We start from the raw sequence: 15,671 nt of genomic DNA, 5'->3' as shown, positions 1-15,671 counted from the left end.
GAATTTTGGTTCATTCAAGTCAGGGATGTGTTATATTCATTGCAGTGACTATATACATAATTATGGGATTAGAGGGGTTGTCATCCAATGAATTTAGAACAAAGAGTTCAATGGCTTGAACACAAAATGAGGATCATGGAACAAGAGATATTGCAATTACGTAGTCGGACAGATCGGTCGGTACCGCCTGTTGCAGGTGGTCCTCAGCAGCATCCATCTACGGGCGTACAGCAACAACAACATAGCAATATGCATAGTCCACCTCCACCAGAGGCTATGAATGGCCCTACATTACATCCAAGGCAACAAGCACCTTTACATGGGCCGCAACTACCACCTTCGCATCGTCATGGAAACGCTCTGCCTCGCCCACCTTATGTTCCCCCACAGCCAAAGAAACCTACGGATTGGGAACATTTGATAGCTAGAGTCTGGTTACCAAGAATCTTCATCGTTGTACTACTTCTTGGCGTGTTGTGGGGCTTTATCGCAGCTGTCAGCGAAGGATATCTAACCAAACCCGTACGATGTATACTAGGTCTCCTCGCTGCCGGTGTGATGTACTGGCTTGGAGAAAAGCAAATCCGCAGCAAGCGTGAGGCGCTAGGTCAGGTATTGTTAGGCGGATCCATAGCCGTATCTATGCTCTCGTTCTTCTCCGCTCATTATTTATATGAGCTGATTCCTTCGTGGCTGGCTTTTGTATTGTATATATTGTCGATTGCACTAGGGGTCTTTACAGCCATTCGTCATCGTTCACAAACGCTAACCATCATCATGATGCTCGCCGGATACCTAGTTCCTTTTCTCGTACATTCTACAAGCCCCAATGCCTGGGTATTTGTCGGATATGAAGTCATTTTCTCCGTTGCCATGATGATAATATCCATTCGTTACTCGTACCGTGTTGCTTATTTCGTTGCCTTCGGGGTTCTACATTTACCGCTTCTAATTGGTTATCTATCAGGTAACTTTGATGACAGCCGGTATGTGTTTATATTAGCGGTATTCCTGCTACATGCAGCGCAGCTTGCTATGTCACTATTCAGGCCATATCGACACCTTCTTGATGAGAAAATACTATTAGGTGTGGGCTTTGCACTGACACTATTTTGGAATGCAGGCTTATACGGAAATCATGATACTTTCCTTAATCCACTAATGCTCATAGGTTGGGCATTGATTTACAGTTTAGTTACCGTCTGGAGATGGATGACAACGAAAGATAGCGAGCTTTATCTCGTTATTTCTACTTTTAGCTGGTTCTTATGGATCATAGACGTATTTGACTTCACCTACGTCCCTGTTTCAATCATTTTGCTCGCAACGCTCGCTATTGCATTAGGTTTTTATGTCAAAAGCCAAGTTCAACAGATTATTTCAACCGTTATATATGTTATTGGTTTTGTATATACACTATCGCTAGGCATTACAGATATTTTCTCAGCAAACACCATCTCGTGGCTTGTTTTACTCCTTAGTTTAGCAAGCTTATCAGTATATATTCGGAGCAATTCAGAGGAAGTTTGGAAGACTAAGCTTTCGGATGGCATCATGTGGCTTGACTCGCTCTTATTCATTATTTTTATTACTCAAATCACCAATGTCCTAACGGATGAGCTTTCATATGATATGCAACATCTGATCTTGTCCGCAATATGGGCTCTGTATTCCATTTCCATGATTATCATCGGCATCGTAATCCAAAAGTCTATCGTTCGTCTTGCCGGTATTCTATTCCTTCTGTTTACACTACTTAAGGTTATATTCTTTGATTTGCCAGGTGTATCCATCGGCGTTCGTGCCATCTTATTTATCGGACTTGGTATGATCGGCATCGCGATTTCTAGATTAATGTACAGACGAAAGAGCGATAGTTCTTCAGACCCAGCACATATTGAACCAGAAACCAAAAGTGATTCACTCTAAAAATTGAATTGATTCTAGTCAAAAAAGCTGCCATTCCTCTTGAATGGCAGCTTTTTTTGTCAATAAGTGCCTTTCAAATGTGACAGAACTGGCAACACTGCTCGGTTCCATGTTAATTATGAACAAAAATGAAAATCACCGAATTTCAACTTTTACAGTGATATTTCGCACATTTTGGAGCTTTTTCTGAAATAAATCATAAATTTCACCGAAATAAATGGATTTAGCTGGTAAATATGGAGTAGCTTGCATTTGTTTTCACAATGTCAAAAACCTATTCTAGGACTATAAGGATGACATGATTCATCCGACATCAGCTAGTAGTTATCGCTAGAAAGGAGCTCCCTGTGAAGAAAACCAGATGGTTGTTTTATACTGTCATTGTTTCTATTGTAATGCTTTTAAGTGGTTGTGATTCTTCGTTGGTTGTCTTAAATCCGAAGGGACCTGCAGCTAAAACACAATCGGATACGATTATCTTTTCCATTCTAATGATGGCATTCGTCCTTATTGTTGTCTATATTCTGTACGTGTTCATGTTAGTGAAATATCGGGCAAGCAAAACGAGTGACGATTATGAACCACCACATATGGAAGGTAGCAAATTACTCGAATTTATTTGGACACTGATTCCGATTATTATCGTTGTCATCCTGTCCGTTGTTACCGTGAAATCCACAAACGCGGTGGAAAATGTTCCTGCAGGTTATGAAAATGAGAAGCCTCTTGTCATTTATGCTTCTTCTTCTAACTGGAAATGGCATTTCAGCTATCCGGAAGAAAACATTGAAACGGTTAACTACGTTAACATTCCGGAGAATCGTCCTGTAGAGTTCCGCCTTTACTCGTACGGACCGATTACAAGCTTCTGGGTACCACAACTTGGCGGTCAGAAATATGCCATGAGTGATATGGTTACCACTCTACACTTGCTTGCAAGTAATGAGGGCTCATTTATGGGTAAGAACTCTAACTTCTCAGGTAAAGGTTTTGCACAGATGGAATTTGAAGTACTTTCCATGACGCCGACAGCTTATACCGATTGGGTTAAAGAAGTTAAGGACACTGCACCTAAACTAACAGAGTCGGAATTTAACTCTTTAGTGAAAACGTCATTTGTAGGACGTAAATCATTTACTTCCACTCACTTAGAATTTAGTCCACCTCCAATGACATCTGAGGAAATGGGCGATATGAATGGTAAGACAGATGAGAATACAAACAAAACAGATTCAACAGATATGAAAGATATGGAGAACATGAAGCATGATAACTAACTCCATATGGAAAGGAGACAAACCGGAATGAAATGGAGCGAATTTTTTGTAACGGGTGAACCCATGATTTACGGGGCTATGGTCAGCATTGTCCTCGTATCTCTCGCCATTCTTGTCGGATTGACCTATTTTAAAAAATGGGGATATCTTTGGCGTGAGTGGTTAACCACTGTTGACCATAAGCGAATTGGTGTCATGTACATCATTGCCGCATTAATTATGTTGTTCCGCGGCGGTATTGACGCATTAATGATGCGGACGCAGCTGGCAGCACCGGAAATGAAATTTCTAGATGCACAGCATTATAATGAAGTCTTTACAACGCACGGGGTTATTATGATCCTGTTCATGGCCATGCCATTCGTTATCGGAATTATGAACGTTGTTATTCCGCTCCAAATTGGTGCGCGTGACGTTGCGTTCCCACGTCTTAATGCAGTCAGCTTCTGGATGTTCTTTGCAGGAGCCATGCTTTTCAACATTTCATTTGTAATCGGGGGATCACCAGATGCTGGTTGGTCCGCATACTTCCCGCTAGCAAGTCTAGAATTCAGTCCGACGGTAGGTAATAACTTCTACTCGCTCGCACTGCAAATATCAGGTGTTGGTACGCTCATGACCGGTATCAACTTTATCGTTACGATTCTTAAGATGCGTGCACCAGGCATGAAGCTTATGCGTATGCCAATGTTCACATGGTCTGTACTGATCACGAATGTCATCATTGTATTCGCCTTCCCTGTACTGACCGTCGCATTAGCACTTATGATGTTCGACCGTATCTTTGGCAGTCAGTTCTTCACGATGTCCAATGGCGGTATGGATATGCTCTGGGCCAACCTGTTCTGGGTTTGGGGACATCCTGAGGTATATATCGTCGTCTTACCGGCCTTCGGTATATTCAGTGATATTATCTCCACATTCTCCAAAAAGAATTTGTATGGATACAAATCAATGGTTGTCAGCATGCTAGCCATTATGCTACTTTCCTTCCTCGTATGGGCTCACCATTTCTATACGATGGGCGCTGGCGCCATGGTTAACGGCTTCTTCTCCATCACCACGATGGCGATCGCTGTACCGACTGGGGTTAAGATATTTAACTGGTTATTTACACTCCGAAAAGGTAAGATTTCGTTTACAACACCGATGTTGTATGCGATGGGCTTTATTCCGATCTTTACCATTGGTGGTGTAACAGGTGTCATGCTAGCCATGGCTAGTGCTGACTACCAGTACCATAATACGATGTTCTTGGTTGCCCATTTCCACTACGTTCTCATTCCAGGTACCGTATTCGGGGTTCTTGCAGGTATGCATTACTGGTTCCCTAAAATATTCGGTTTCCGTCTGAACGAAAAACTGGGTAAATCAGCTTTCTGGCTCATTATTGTAGGATTTAATGTTGCCTTTATGCCGCTGTTCTTCCTTGGACTCCAAGGTATGACACGCCGTCAGTACACATATTCAGAGAGCACCGGATTTGGTCCACTAAATATGATTGCTACGGTTGGTGCATTTGTACTTGCTATTGGTTTCGTTGTTCTCGTGTACAACTTCTACTGGAGCTTCCGCCACAGCCCACGTAATGAGGGCGGCGATCCTTGGGATGCACGTACGCTTGAATGGAGCACACCAAGTCCAGTGCCTGTTTATAACTTCGCACGTGTTCCAGAAGTTCATGAACAAGATGCTTATTGGTACTCTAAAAAGAAAAATGTTCCTCTATACTCAGGTGAATATGAATCCATTCATATGCCTAACAATAGTGGACAGCCATTCATTCTTGGTATTGTAATGTTCTTATTGGGCTTCTTCCTAGTGTTTAGCTGGTTTATTCCTGCCATTATCATGGGTGTTGTTACGGTTATTATGTTAGCATGGCGCTCCTTTGAACGTGATCACGGATACCACATCTCAGCTAAGGAAGTTATGGCTACTGAAAACAAATTGCGGGGTGATTCCGTATGAAAATAAATGATACACTACCGCTTGAATACAGCACGGAAGAGAACAGTAATAAAGTCTTTGGTTTCTGGATTTTCCTAGGGGCAGAAATTGCCCTCTTCTCTACTCTGTTTGCCGTTTACTTTACCCTCTGGAACCGCACAGGTAGCGGACCTTCAGGAAGTGAACTCTTCGAGCTTAACGGCGTACTTTGGGAGACGTTCCTCCTACTCACAAGTAGTTTTACTTGTGGACTGGCTATTCATGCGATGCGTTTAAATCTAAAGAAGCCGATGATGATCTTCTTCGGACTTACATTGCTCATGGGCCTCGGATTCCTTGGCATCGAAATTTCTGAATTCGTGACCTATGTTCAAGATGGTGCAACATTACAGACAAGTGCATTCTTATCTAGTTTGTTCGTACTTCTTGGTACTCACGGACTCCATGTTAGCATGGGCTTTCTATGGGGCGCAGGAATTATGCTACAAATTAAACGTCATGGTATTACGCCTGAAACAGCGAATAAATCATTTATTTTCTCGCTGTACTGGCACTTCTTGGACGTCGTATGGATCTTCATATTCAGCTTCGTCTATTTGAAAGGATTGATGTAATATGGCAAGATTATTCCCGGTTCGTCATGTGATGGGATACATCTTCTCGCTGGTCCTTTCACTAGTTGCACTAGGCGTCGTGTTTTGGGATTTAAATGTTACGGCTGGTCTTACTATTCTGACGGTATGTGCAGTGATACAGGCTTCTCTTCAGCTTGTTGTCTTCATGCACATCGGTGAAACTTCGAATAAAAGAAGCCTCTATCTCAACATCATACTTGCAGTGTTCGTCGGCGTTGTTACGATCTTCGGTACACTGTTCACTATGATCTGGGGATTCAGATAAGAATAGTTTGCATAACAAAAGGCTCTCCCTTCGTCCATAAGGACTTAGAGAGAGCCTTCTTTTTTATATCTTGGCCATTAACATCTCTTCAACTTACTCATCTACTTGAATATAGTCCGCAAGCTGCTTGTAGATAGCAATGATCTCACCCATCGGCATCCGTACAAGGCCACTAGAGGAAGGTGCGACAAACTCTTGGATCTCCTGAACGAATGGATTAGACTGGAATCCCCATTCTGCTTTACTTCTCTTACAGTATTCGGTATATACACCCTTGCCTACAAAGCAGGCGATTCTAGGATGATAATACTCTAGCTTTGCTCGAAGAATATCTCTTCCTTCTGCATACTCTGCACGTGAAATATCATCAATTCCCTTTGTCGGCCTAGAGACGATATTGGTAAATCCATACCCCAGCTTCAATAAGTCCTGATCCTCTGTAGGATCATATAATCTTGGAGTCAAACCTGAATTGTAGAGAATGCGCCAAAAGTTGTTACGCGGATTAGCATAGTGATGCCCCGTCTCTCCAGAACGTATGGATGGATTAAATCCAATAAAAAGAACGGATAATCCTTGATCAAGATGATCCGGTATATATGGCATCTACTCACCTCCTTGTAACTTCACATAACCTTAAATTCGTATAGCCAAACAGCCTAACTTTAGAATTCTTTTCCTTGGCTCGGGACAAGATTTTGTACCGATAACATAAAAAAACCGGTAATATAGCGACTTCATTAAGAATATCTCTTGACCCTCAAAAATTGATAACATGCTCAAGACTTGCTAAAAGACCGAAGATCAGCTTCACATCAAGCTGATCTTCGGTCTTTGCGGCGTTAGTAGTCATCCCTTTGCCTAACGCTTCTTCTCTTCTTCTTCTTTGTTAATTTCTTCAACTACGATATCCTTGGTCGCTTCAATCAATATAATATGCGGACCCTCCATCTTACGAACTGTAAACTTACAGTCCTCATATCGCATGCTTCCTCCTTGCGCCAGGTCGAACTTCTCCGACAGCATCCAGCCGCCAATCGTATAAACCTCATCCCCTGATGGAATATTGATCTTGAGCTTTTTATTCACATCATGTATAGGTGTCTGAGCTTTGAAAGCGAAACGATTATCTTCAAGTTTAGTAATTAAAGAAGATTCAGGTATACCATTACCCGTCCCTGAAGTTGAGCCAGACGGAATATCGCCTACGATCTCTTCAATAATATCTTCAAGCGTGACCAGTCCAGATGTACCCCCATATTCATCCATAAGTACAGCAATGTTAATACCAGCCTTCTGCATTTGTGCTAATAGATCACGTGCTTGAACAGTTTCGATGACTTGCAGAATCGGTCTGATAAAGGGCGTAATCGGTGCATTTCCCCCCGTGGTATTCCTAACAACTTGATGTAGCATATCTTTAACATGAATCATGCCTTGGACCTTGTCCTTATCTCCATCGGTTACCACAGGCAGATAGTTATAAGCTTTAGGATCAATAACATCCATCACGTCACGGACATTAGCATCATGTGATACGACTCGAATCGCTGTACGAGGTACCATGATTTCGCGAGCGTCCCGATCATCAAAGTCAAACACATTATTTAAGTATTTGTATTCGGTTGGTGTAATTTCACCGCTCCGATACCCTTCTGTGAGTGCAAAACGCAGCTCAGCCTCACTTAAAGCAGCATCTTCTTCTGACATGGGCTTAATTCCAAACACACCTGTAATTAGACGTGAGGAACGGCTAAGCACCCAGTTAAAGGGATACGTAATTTTATAAAATATGATCAACGGACGTGCAAAGAATAGCGCCATGGGTTCAGCAATTTGAATCGCAAAGTTCTTCGGTACCAATTCACCGATTACGACTTCAAAGTACGTCAATATCATAAATGCAATAATAAAGGAAACAACACTCTCTAGCGAAGCGGGCATATGGACTAGCTCAAATAACGGATGCAGTAGTCGCTCAACCGTAGATTCCCCCACCCAACCGAGAGCCATCGAGGTTAACGTTGTTCCGAGCTGACAAGCTGACAAAAATTCATCCAGTTTAGAAATGATATGCTTAACCGCTTTGGCATTCTTATTCCCTTCTGCAACTAACTGATTAATACGAGACATTCTTACCCGAATTACGGAATATTCTGATGCAACGAAGAAAGCCGTAAGGGCTATCAATACAATCACTAGTAAGACTTTCAATATTTCCATGCTGTTCCCCACCCTTTACGTTCAGGACAGGTGCACCTCCCTTTTCTTCGCCTTAAGATTCACCTTAATCTACTTCTTTTTATTACCCAATTTTCATCAAAAGGATCTACACGTCTCGAATTAATATGTAAATAAAGCGTTCATAACAGAAAAAGACCGCTGCATAAGCAGCGATCCGTGTTCAGAGCATTTCCTCAGACCATAAAATTAGTTAAGGAATCCATTAGAATATTTCCCATAATCCATAAAACGATACAAGTTAACAAATACGTCAGCAACGTGCCATAAACCGTATCCAGCGTAGACTGTTTTGCTTTATTATAGCTGCTAATCAAAAGTGCAGGTATTGTAAAGATCGCACCGATAAAGCCAAGAGCGAAGAATATAATGAAAATGGATGCGTGAAGTATAGCCATAATATAAGCAATAAGCAGACAGCATAAGAAAGGCACAAGCAACGCGCCAAACTTACTAATGACTTCTTGGTAAGATACTACGGTTTTACCTAGCCTGATGGTCAAATACGTAAATGAGGCTATAATCATCATAAATATAATGTAGCCAAACCATGGCTTAACGAACATACTCCAGAATGGATGATCTACAAAAAAAGCTACATTACGAAACAGCGTATACGCCATGAGTGGAATGATCAGAGAGAATAGAACAATCGTAATCAGACCATTCATAAAATTCTCTTTGCCGGTTTCCTGAGCGTAACCCATCGGTCTTTTCAATGCATTGACGAAAAATCCAAAATATAGTTGAGATACTTTCTTGGCATTATCTAAATACACTTGTGCAGAACCAGTCCCCGTTGAAGCAGCATCGCGAGGAGATGATTGTGCATCCACTCCTAATGGACCTCTGTTCTGCGTAGCCGCTGCGACTGCTGATTCTTCACTACTATAACCTGCTTCTCTACCCAGAACTCTCTCAGAATGACGAGCATCGACGTAACGCCCCTCATCCTGTGTCTTTGAAATATGTACCTGTGGTGGTTCGGCTTCACCCACTAAGAACGTATTTCTTGATACCTCGTCCTCTGCCAATCTAGTACCACATTCCGCACAGTAATCACCGTAATCGTTCAGATGGTGACAATTCGGGCAAATCTTCTCCATAGATACACTCCTGACTTATAGTTTTATAAAACGCTTATGTATTCGTCCTGAAGCTACACTTAATTCACCAATCTGCGCATTTATTCTATGCTTTGTTTATATAAGTATGTTAGACAACCACTACTTTGGCAACCATTATTTTCCTTTAATTTCGACAAAAAGCCTCCCTTACCGCTTGAATCCGGCAGAGAGGCTTTCTTCTGTATTTATCTAGTATAAAGTGTATTTAGAATATATTCCGCTGAAATTCCGCAATATCCTTATATTCCTCTTCTAATTTACGAGATATACGAATAAAGATTGGCAGCAGCTGATGATAGATATGTGCATTTTCCTTCATCGGTGTATGGTGATGTGTAGCTCCCACCATACCGGACACAACTTCAAGTGAATCTACTTTACCTGTGGCATATAACCCCAGCACCACTGCGCCTAGACAGGAGCTCTCATAGCTCTCTGGAACGATAACCTCTTGGTCGAAGATATCTGCCATCATTTGTCTCCAGAGCGGCGAGCGAGCGAATCCACCCGTAGCATGGATTTTGGCAGGTCGACCGATTTGCTCTTCCATAGCTAACAATACGGTATATAGGTTAAATATAACGCCTTCTAACACAGCCCGAATCATATGTTCTTTACGATGATGCATCGTTAAACCGAAGAAGGAGCCACGGGCATCTGGATTCCATAATGGGGCTCTTTCACCCGTTAAATAGGGATGGAACAGCAGTCCATCCGAACCTGCTCTAACCTGCTCAGCAATACGCGTAAGTAGATCATAAGAATCGAGTCCGAGACGCTTCGCCGTTTCCACTTCCGATGCCGCGAATTCATCACGTACCCACTGGAACAGCATGCCTCCATTGTTGACAGGGCCGCCTATAACCCATAGCTTATCCGTTAAGGCATAGCAGAAGAAACGGCCTTTCGGATCCGTTAGGGGTCGATCGACCACCGTACGGATGGCTCCACTTGTGCCGATGGTTGCAGCCACAACACCAGGAGCAATTGCATTTACACCCAGATTCGACAATACACCGTCGCTCGCGCCCAGAATAAATGGAGTCGCCGTAGAAAGCCCCATTTCTTCAGCATAGACGTCGTTCATACCTTCCATGCTATGCGTGGTAGATACGAGCTTCGATAACTGATTCGTAGTCACTCCAGCAAGTTTAAGTGCTTCTTCATCCCAATCTAGCTTGTTCAGGTTCAAGAGCCTGTGCAGGAGGCTATGGAATAATCAATGACGTATTCATTAAATAGCTTAGCGAAGACATACTCTTTAATGGAAACAAACTTGCTTGCCTTGCTAAATAATTCAGGCATATCATGCCGTAACCACATCAGCTTCGTTAAGGGTGACATCGGGTGAATTGGAGTGCCTGTACGTAAATAGATTTCATGACCATTCAATTCTGTCTTCAGCTTCTCTGACCATGCAGCACTGCGATTATCTGCCCAAGTAATACAATTCATTAGCGGTTTACCTGCTTCATCTACAGCAATAACACTATGCATCGCTGCACTGAAAGAGACAAACATGACTTGCTCAGGACGAATGCCGCTCTCGGTCATAACCTGCTTAACCGTGTGAAGAACAGCTTGAAAAATCAGTTCAGGGTCTTGCTCTGCCGTCGAAGAATTAGGAGTATACAAAGGGTATCCTTCGCTGGCCTTACATACGACTTTTCCCGATTCTTCGAATAGGACAGCCTTGGTACTCGTCGTTCCGATATCTATGCCAATCATCATATTAGCGTTCAATGTACCGCTCATATTCCAACCTTCTTTCATAACGTACTTTCTTTAAGGGAGTCCGCTCCATCACACGATGAAACTTAATCCAAGGATCAGAATTAAGCTTATAACCGAAAGTAATGTCTCCATAACCGTCCAGGATTTCAGGGTTTGGGGAACCGTCATATTAAAGAATTCCTTAACCATCCAGAAGCCTGCATCGTTGACGTGGGATAGTACAATGGAGCCTGCACCCGTTGCCAGCACAACTAGCTCCACATTGGCGCTAGGGTTAAGTGCAAGAACCGGAGCAATAATGCCCGCCGCTGTAGTCATTGCGACTGTAGCTGAGCCGGTAGCCACACGAATGAGCGCTGCGACAAACCATGCAAATATAATAATATTGATGTGGGCGGAAGTTGCAATTTGCGCAATGGCATCACCAACTCCGCTAGTAATCAGCACCTGTTTGAAGGCACCGCCACCCCCAATAATCAGAATAATTGTAGCGGTAGGTGCCAGACATTCACTTGTAAACTTGGACACCTGCTCTTTCGTAAATCCTCTGGAAAAACCAAGTGAGAAGAACGAGAACACGACCGCGATTAATAACGCAATGATTTCATGTCCGATGAACTCACAGAATACGGTAAAACCATGTACGGCCTGAGGGTCAATGATCGTAGCAACCGATCCAATCAACATCAGGATTACAGGCAATAAGATGGTAAACAAGGTCAATCCGAAACTTGGTAATTCCTTGTCATTACTTGCTGAGAATTGCTCTGCAAGCTGTGCCGGTGGCTCTACCTTAATTCGCTTCCCGATCCATTTACCAAAGACCGGCCCTGCAATAATAGCTGCTGGGAGACCCACAATAAGCGAGTAAAGAATCGTCGGACCTAAACTAGCCTGATAAGCATCAATGGCTATCATTGGTGCTGGATGTGGCGGTACTAGACCATGAACCGTCGATAAACCCGCCAGAATCGGAATACCAATTTGCAGCAGCGACATTTTGGTCTTACGTGCTACAGTGAAAATAATAGGTATCAGTAATATTACCCCAACTTCGAAGAAAACGGGTATACCTACAATAAAACCGACAATCATCATAGCCCAATGAACACGCTTTTCTCCAAAACGATTCACAAGGGTCGTAGCAATCTGCTCTGCCCCGCCGGATTCAGCCATCATCTTACCAAGCATCGTTCCAAGACCAATGACTATAGCGATCGTGCCAAGCGTGCCACCTAAGCCTTTCGTAACCGAATCGACAATATCAAGCGGTTTCATTCCTGTCAAAAATCCTAGCAGCAATGCGGATAAAAGCAGCGTTACAAAAGGATTCCATTTGAATTTAGCGATAAATAAAATGAGAAAAACAATGGTAATAACGGTCCATACGATAAGCGTCCAATTATGACTCAGACCAAACATACTCATGTGACGCCTCCTTTGATATATAGAATACCCCGTTTCAGGATTTTTGATAGATTGATAAGTATTTGTATACTTGTCGACATGTTAAAGTGCAGCTGGAGTACAGCTGATCTAGAACTGCTCCCTACAATTCCTATTGCTCTGGGATACTCCGGTGAAGCGTAGTCCGCGAATCCGCAAAATACTCCTCCACGTCCCTCTGAATAATGTCGGGCTGCTTGGATTCCAGAGCATTAATAATCTTACGATGCTTGTTAATGACTTGATCCAGTTTCTGATCACCCTTAGAGAAGACCTCTTCTGTCGTAATCAACATAACGGTCATGACCACGGGTCGAATGCTATTCCAGAGATGTAAGATTCTCTGATGCCCTGCGGCTCCAATCATCGCCTCATGAAAGGAAAGATCCAGATACGAGAAGTCAGCGATATCGCGGTGTTTAACGGCCAGTTCCATTTTATCGATAAGCCGATAAAGTGAGGAAAGCAGTGGTTCCTGATCAATGTCAGCTAGTCGTCTCTGGACAAAGCTTTCGATCAAAAAACGCACATCATATAATTCTTCAATATCCGTAAGGCTAAGGCCGAGTACCACTGCACCCATACGTTCAAGGCGGATAAGGCCTTCATTTGAAAGGGATTTCATTGCTTCCCGAACAGGAGAACGGCTTGTACCAAAGTCAGCAGCAATCCGATTCTCCGAAAGGATTTCACCCGTGGGAATGGTCCCGTTAATGATCTGTAATCTGAGTTCACTTGCTATCTTTTCCCCAAGGGACATACCTAACAACCAGGCTGAAGGATAATGTAACATAATTCAACTCTCCTAGCTCGAATTCAATCATTCGATATACATTGAACTAAACAGTCCACTGTATATAGTAGCACATATGCGGGGAGGCTTGATCATTTATTCATTCCTTACCAGAGTCACTTGCTATAACGCTATGTCCACCGAATTCATTACGGAGTGCTGCTACAACTTTCCCATGAAACGTATCGGATTGCAGAGAACGGTAACGCATTAGTAGCGACATTGTAATTACCGGTGCACTCACCTGTAAATCCATAGCCGTTTCCACCGTCCATTTACCTTCACCAGAGCTCTGCATGATTCCGCGCATACCTTCGAGTTTCGGATCTTTGGCAAAAGCACTTCCGGCAAGATCCATCAGCCAGCCACGGATCACAGAACCATTCGACCATACTCTTGCTACATCCTCATAGTTGAATGCAAATGGGCTGTGCTCCAAAATTTCAAATCCTTCTGCAATGGACTGCATCATTCCATATTCAATTCCATTGTGGACCATCTTCAGAAAATGACCACTTCCGCTTTCGCCTGCATATAAGTATCCTTGCTCAACAGCCATATCCTTTAAGATCGGTTCGATGACTTCGAAAGCTTCTCGGCTACCGCCTATCATGAAGCATCCACCTTCTGCTGCGCCTTCCATGCCGCCTGATGTACCCACATCAAGAAATTGAATACCATGACCACGTAATTTCGTTCCTCTAGCAATGGAATCCTTATAGTGAGAGTTCCCGCCATCAATGACGATATCACCTTCGGACAGTAGCGGAATGAGTTCATCAATTACCGCATCGACTACGGCTCCCGCAGGAACCATTAACCACACAATTCGAGGAGAGTCCAAATGTGTAATAAGCGCTTCCAGATTGGAGGCAGCAGTTGCTCCCTCCTTGGCCAATTGTTCGCCAGGTTCAGAATGGACATCATACACGACTACTTCATGATGATGTGTAAGTAAATTTTGAGCTAGATTATAACCCATTTTCCCCAAACCAATCATGCCTAATCTCAATATAAAAACCTCCATAACATCTATTTTTAAACTTTAAGTATACTTGTATACAAGTTTATTTAAGAATTATTTTAAAGCAGACCTAATTATCTGTAAACCTTCCCCTTTAAATGAAGAAGGAGAACTTTTAAATTTTTCCATACCAATTTTTCATCATTAAGGGTTTAATCGTTGATTCAACCTATTTGAAAATTTTGAAACCTTTGATTCATAAACAAATGATTATTTTTCCATACGTAGCACGGAGATAGGTAATGTTTAAATCTTTATTTAACAATTGCAACTATTTACCAATATAAATCGTTATGACAAATGAAAAGGAGTGAGTTTCATGAATAAAACAATTTCCTTAGCCCTTACAATGGTGCTATCGATGAGCATCTTCAGTACGAGCGCGTCTACGGCAAATGCAGTTAACGCTCCATCAGCGAAAGTGACTGCAATTAAAGCAGCCTCGGGTGAATTGAAACAGGACCAATTCATATTCGGATATGTCGATACATCTGGTAAGCAGATTCTCGGTTCTGATGATCAGAGTATCCCAAATCCTAAACGTTTCAGCAACGTTTATTCTGCCCCCGGAAAATTAGAACATGTAACCTTTGTAAAACATCAGAAGAGAAATGAGAAGAAGGATACCGGAAGACAAACAGAACAAAACTTCAAGAATGATGAGGGTGAATTATTCAAACTTAATCCGAATCAAGCTAAGCTCAAAGCAAACAGTAGTGTTCTATTTGCGGAAACAAATGCTTTTGTAGGCCATCAATTTTTAAGTTTTAATTCGGTTCAAAAGGCTTCACTCGGTCGCAATACAATCCAAAGAATTGAGAAGATCAAGGGTCTTAAGATCGAACGGCAAGGAATCATTGCTCAAGTCTCAGCTGGGGAACAATTTGCTGCAATACAGTTCAAGAAAGTCGGAAATAAGCTACCTCAGGCAAGTCTTGTTCTGGTGACGAAGAATGGAATCATCTTTCAGGATTTTGTAGGCAATACCTATGCAGATTCGACTTGGCGCGTGAATGACGGTGGCGTTTTTGATGTTGCGCAGTTTAATCTGATGTTCATTACCAATTCGAAGGCTGGATATTCGTTAGGCTATGAGTGGTATGGCGAGGAGGGCCTAAATCTGGAATTGCTCCAGCAAAAAGGAACTAAGTTTCGTATCATCCAGTCCGGTGGAAGGTACACCTTTTAGTAGTATATTGATACCTATTCATATCTTAGATCCCTTAGTTGTACAACAATAAGAGCAGACC

General features: G+C 42.6%; 12 protein-coding genes and 1 pseudogene. 6 read left to right on the top strand and 7 right to left on the bottom strand.

All coding sequences use genetic code 11. The features are described 5' to 3' along the window. The first annotated feature begins 87 nt into the window (after positions 1 to 87). The 5 genes from JCM16418_RS11940 to qoxD all read left to right on the top strand — a co-directional run bounded on the left by JCM16418_RS11940 (position 88) and on the right by qoxD (position 6,056). Positions 88 to 1,929, top strand: a complete 1,842-nt coding sequence (locus tag JCM16418_RS11940) for a DUF2339 domain-containing protein (protein WP_036649078.1) — start codon at positions 88 to 90, stop codon at positions 1,927 to 1,929. A gap of 347 nt (positions 1,930 to 2,276) precedes the next feature. Further along, complete coding sequence (qoxA, locus tag JCM16418_RS11935) at positions 2,277 to 3,206, top strand: cytochrome aa3 quinol oxidase subunit II (RefSeq protein ID WP_081765416.1); 930 nt, start codon at positions 2,277 to 2,279, stop codon at positions 3,204 to 3,206. A gap of 27 nt (positions 3,207 to 3,233) precedes the next feature. Then, positions 3,234 to 5,177 (top strand): cytochrome aa3 quinol oxidase subunit I, encoded by a 1,944-nt coding sequence (gene qoxB / locus JCM16418_RS11930; RefSeq protein ID WP_036649076.1) that lies wholly within the window; start codon positions 3,234 to 3,236, stop codon positions 5,175 to 5,177. Beyond that, the gene (gene qoxC / locus JCM16418_RS11925; RefSeq protein ID WP_036649074.1) at positions 5,174 to 5,770 is read left to right on the top strand and encodes a cytochrome aa3 quinol oxidase subunit III; all 597 of its coding nucleotides are present in this window, start codon (positions 5,174 to 5,176) and stop codon (positions 5,768 to 5,770) included. Before qoxB ends, qoxC begins: the two co-directional genes overlap by 4 nt. A gap of 1 nt (position 5,771) precedes the next feature. Next, positions 5,772 to 6,056 (top strand): cytochrome aa3 quinol oxidase subunit IV, encoded by a 285-nt coding sequence (qoxD, locus tag JCM16418_RS11920; protein ID WP_036649073.1) that lies wholly within the window; start codon positions 5,772 to 5,774, stop codon positions 6,054 to 6,056. A gap of 93 nt (positions 6,057 to 6,149) precedes the next feature. On the opposite strand, the gene JCM16418_RS11915 is transcribed toward qoxD, so the two are convergent. The 7 genes and pseudogenes from JCM16418_RS11915 to gnd form a co-directional block, all read right to left on the bottom strand. Continuing rightward, a complete protein-coding gene (locus JCM16418_RS11915) occupies positions 6,150 to 6,662 on the bottom strand; it encodes a mismatch-specific DNA-glycosylase (protein WP_036649070.1) in 513 nt (170 codons plus the stop codon). 255 nt (positions 6,663 to 6,917) lie between these two features. Further along, entirely contained in the window at positions 6,918 to 8,279 is a 1,362-nt protein-coding gene (locus JCM16418_RS11910; RefSeq protein ID WP_036649066.1) for a hemolysin family protein, read from the bottom strand. Between the two features lie 194 nt (positions 8,280 to 8,473). Further along, positions 8,474 to 9,403, bottom strand: a complete 930-nt coding sequence (locus JCM16418_RS11905; protein WP_036649064.1) for a hypothetical protein — start codon at positions 9,401 to 9,403, stop codon at positions 8,474 to 8,476. 226 nt (positions 9,404 to 9,629) lie between these two features. Next, positions 9,630 to 11,179 (bottom strand): annotated as a pseudogene (gene gntK, locus JCM16418_RS11900) (gluconokinase). A gap of 48 nt (positions 11,180 to 11,227) precedes the next feature. Next, the gene (locus tag JCM16418_RS11895; RefSeq protein ID WP_036649062.1) at positions 11,228 to 12,586 is read right to left on the bottom strand and encodes a GntP family permease; all 1,359 of its coding nucleotides are present in this window, start codon (positions 12,584 to 12,586) and stop codon (positions 11,228 to 11,230) included. Positions 12,587 to 12,716: 130 nt separating this feature from the next. Beyond that, a complete protein-coding gene (locus JCM16418_RS11890; RefSeq protein WP_036649060.1) occupies positions 12,717 to 13,397 on the bottom strand; it encodes a GntR family transcriptional regulator in 681 nt (226 codons plus the stop codon). 100 nt (positions 13,398 to 13,497) lie between these two features. Further along, positions 13,498 to 14,409 carry a phosphogluconate dehydrogenase (NAD(+)-dependent, decarboxylating) gene (gene gnd, locus JCM16418_RS11885; RefSeq protein WP_036649058.1) on the bottom strand — a complete coding sequence of 304 codons (912 nt, stop codon included), beginning with the start codon at positions 14,407 to 14,409 and terminating at the stop codon, positions 13,498 to 13,500. Between the two features lie 331 nt (positions 14,410 to 14,740). Here gnd and JCM16418_RS11880 point away from each other — a divergent pair, with 331 nt between their 5' ends. Then, the gene (locus JCM16418_RS11880) at positions 14,741 to 15,610 is read left to right on the top strand and encodes a hypothetical protein (RefSeq protein ID WP_036649056.1); all 870 of its coding nucleotides are present in this window, start codon (positions 14,741 to 14,743) and stop codon (positions 15,608 to 15,610) included. Positions 15,611 to 15,671: the final 61 nt, after the last annotated feature.

The organism is Paenibacillus pini JCM 16418 (genome assembly GCF_000576305.1).
GTDB lineage: Bacteria > Bacillota > Bacilli > Paenibacillales > Paenibacillaceae > Paenibacillus_AQ > Paenibacillus_AQ pini.
This window is presented reverse-complemented; position numbering and strand designations above follow the sequence as displayed.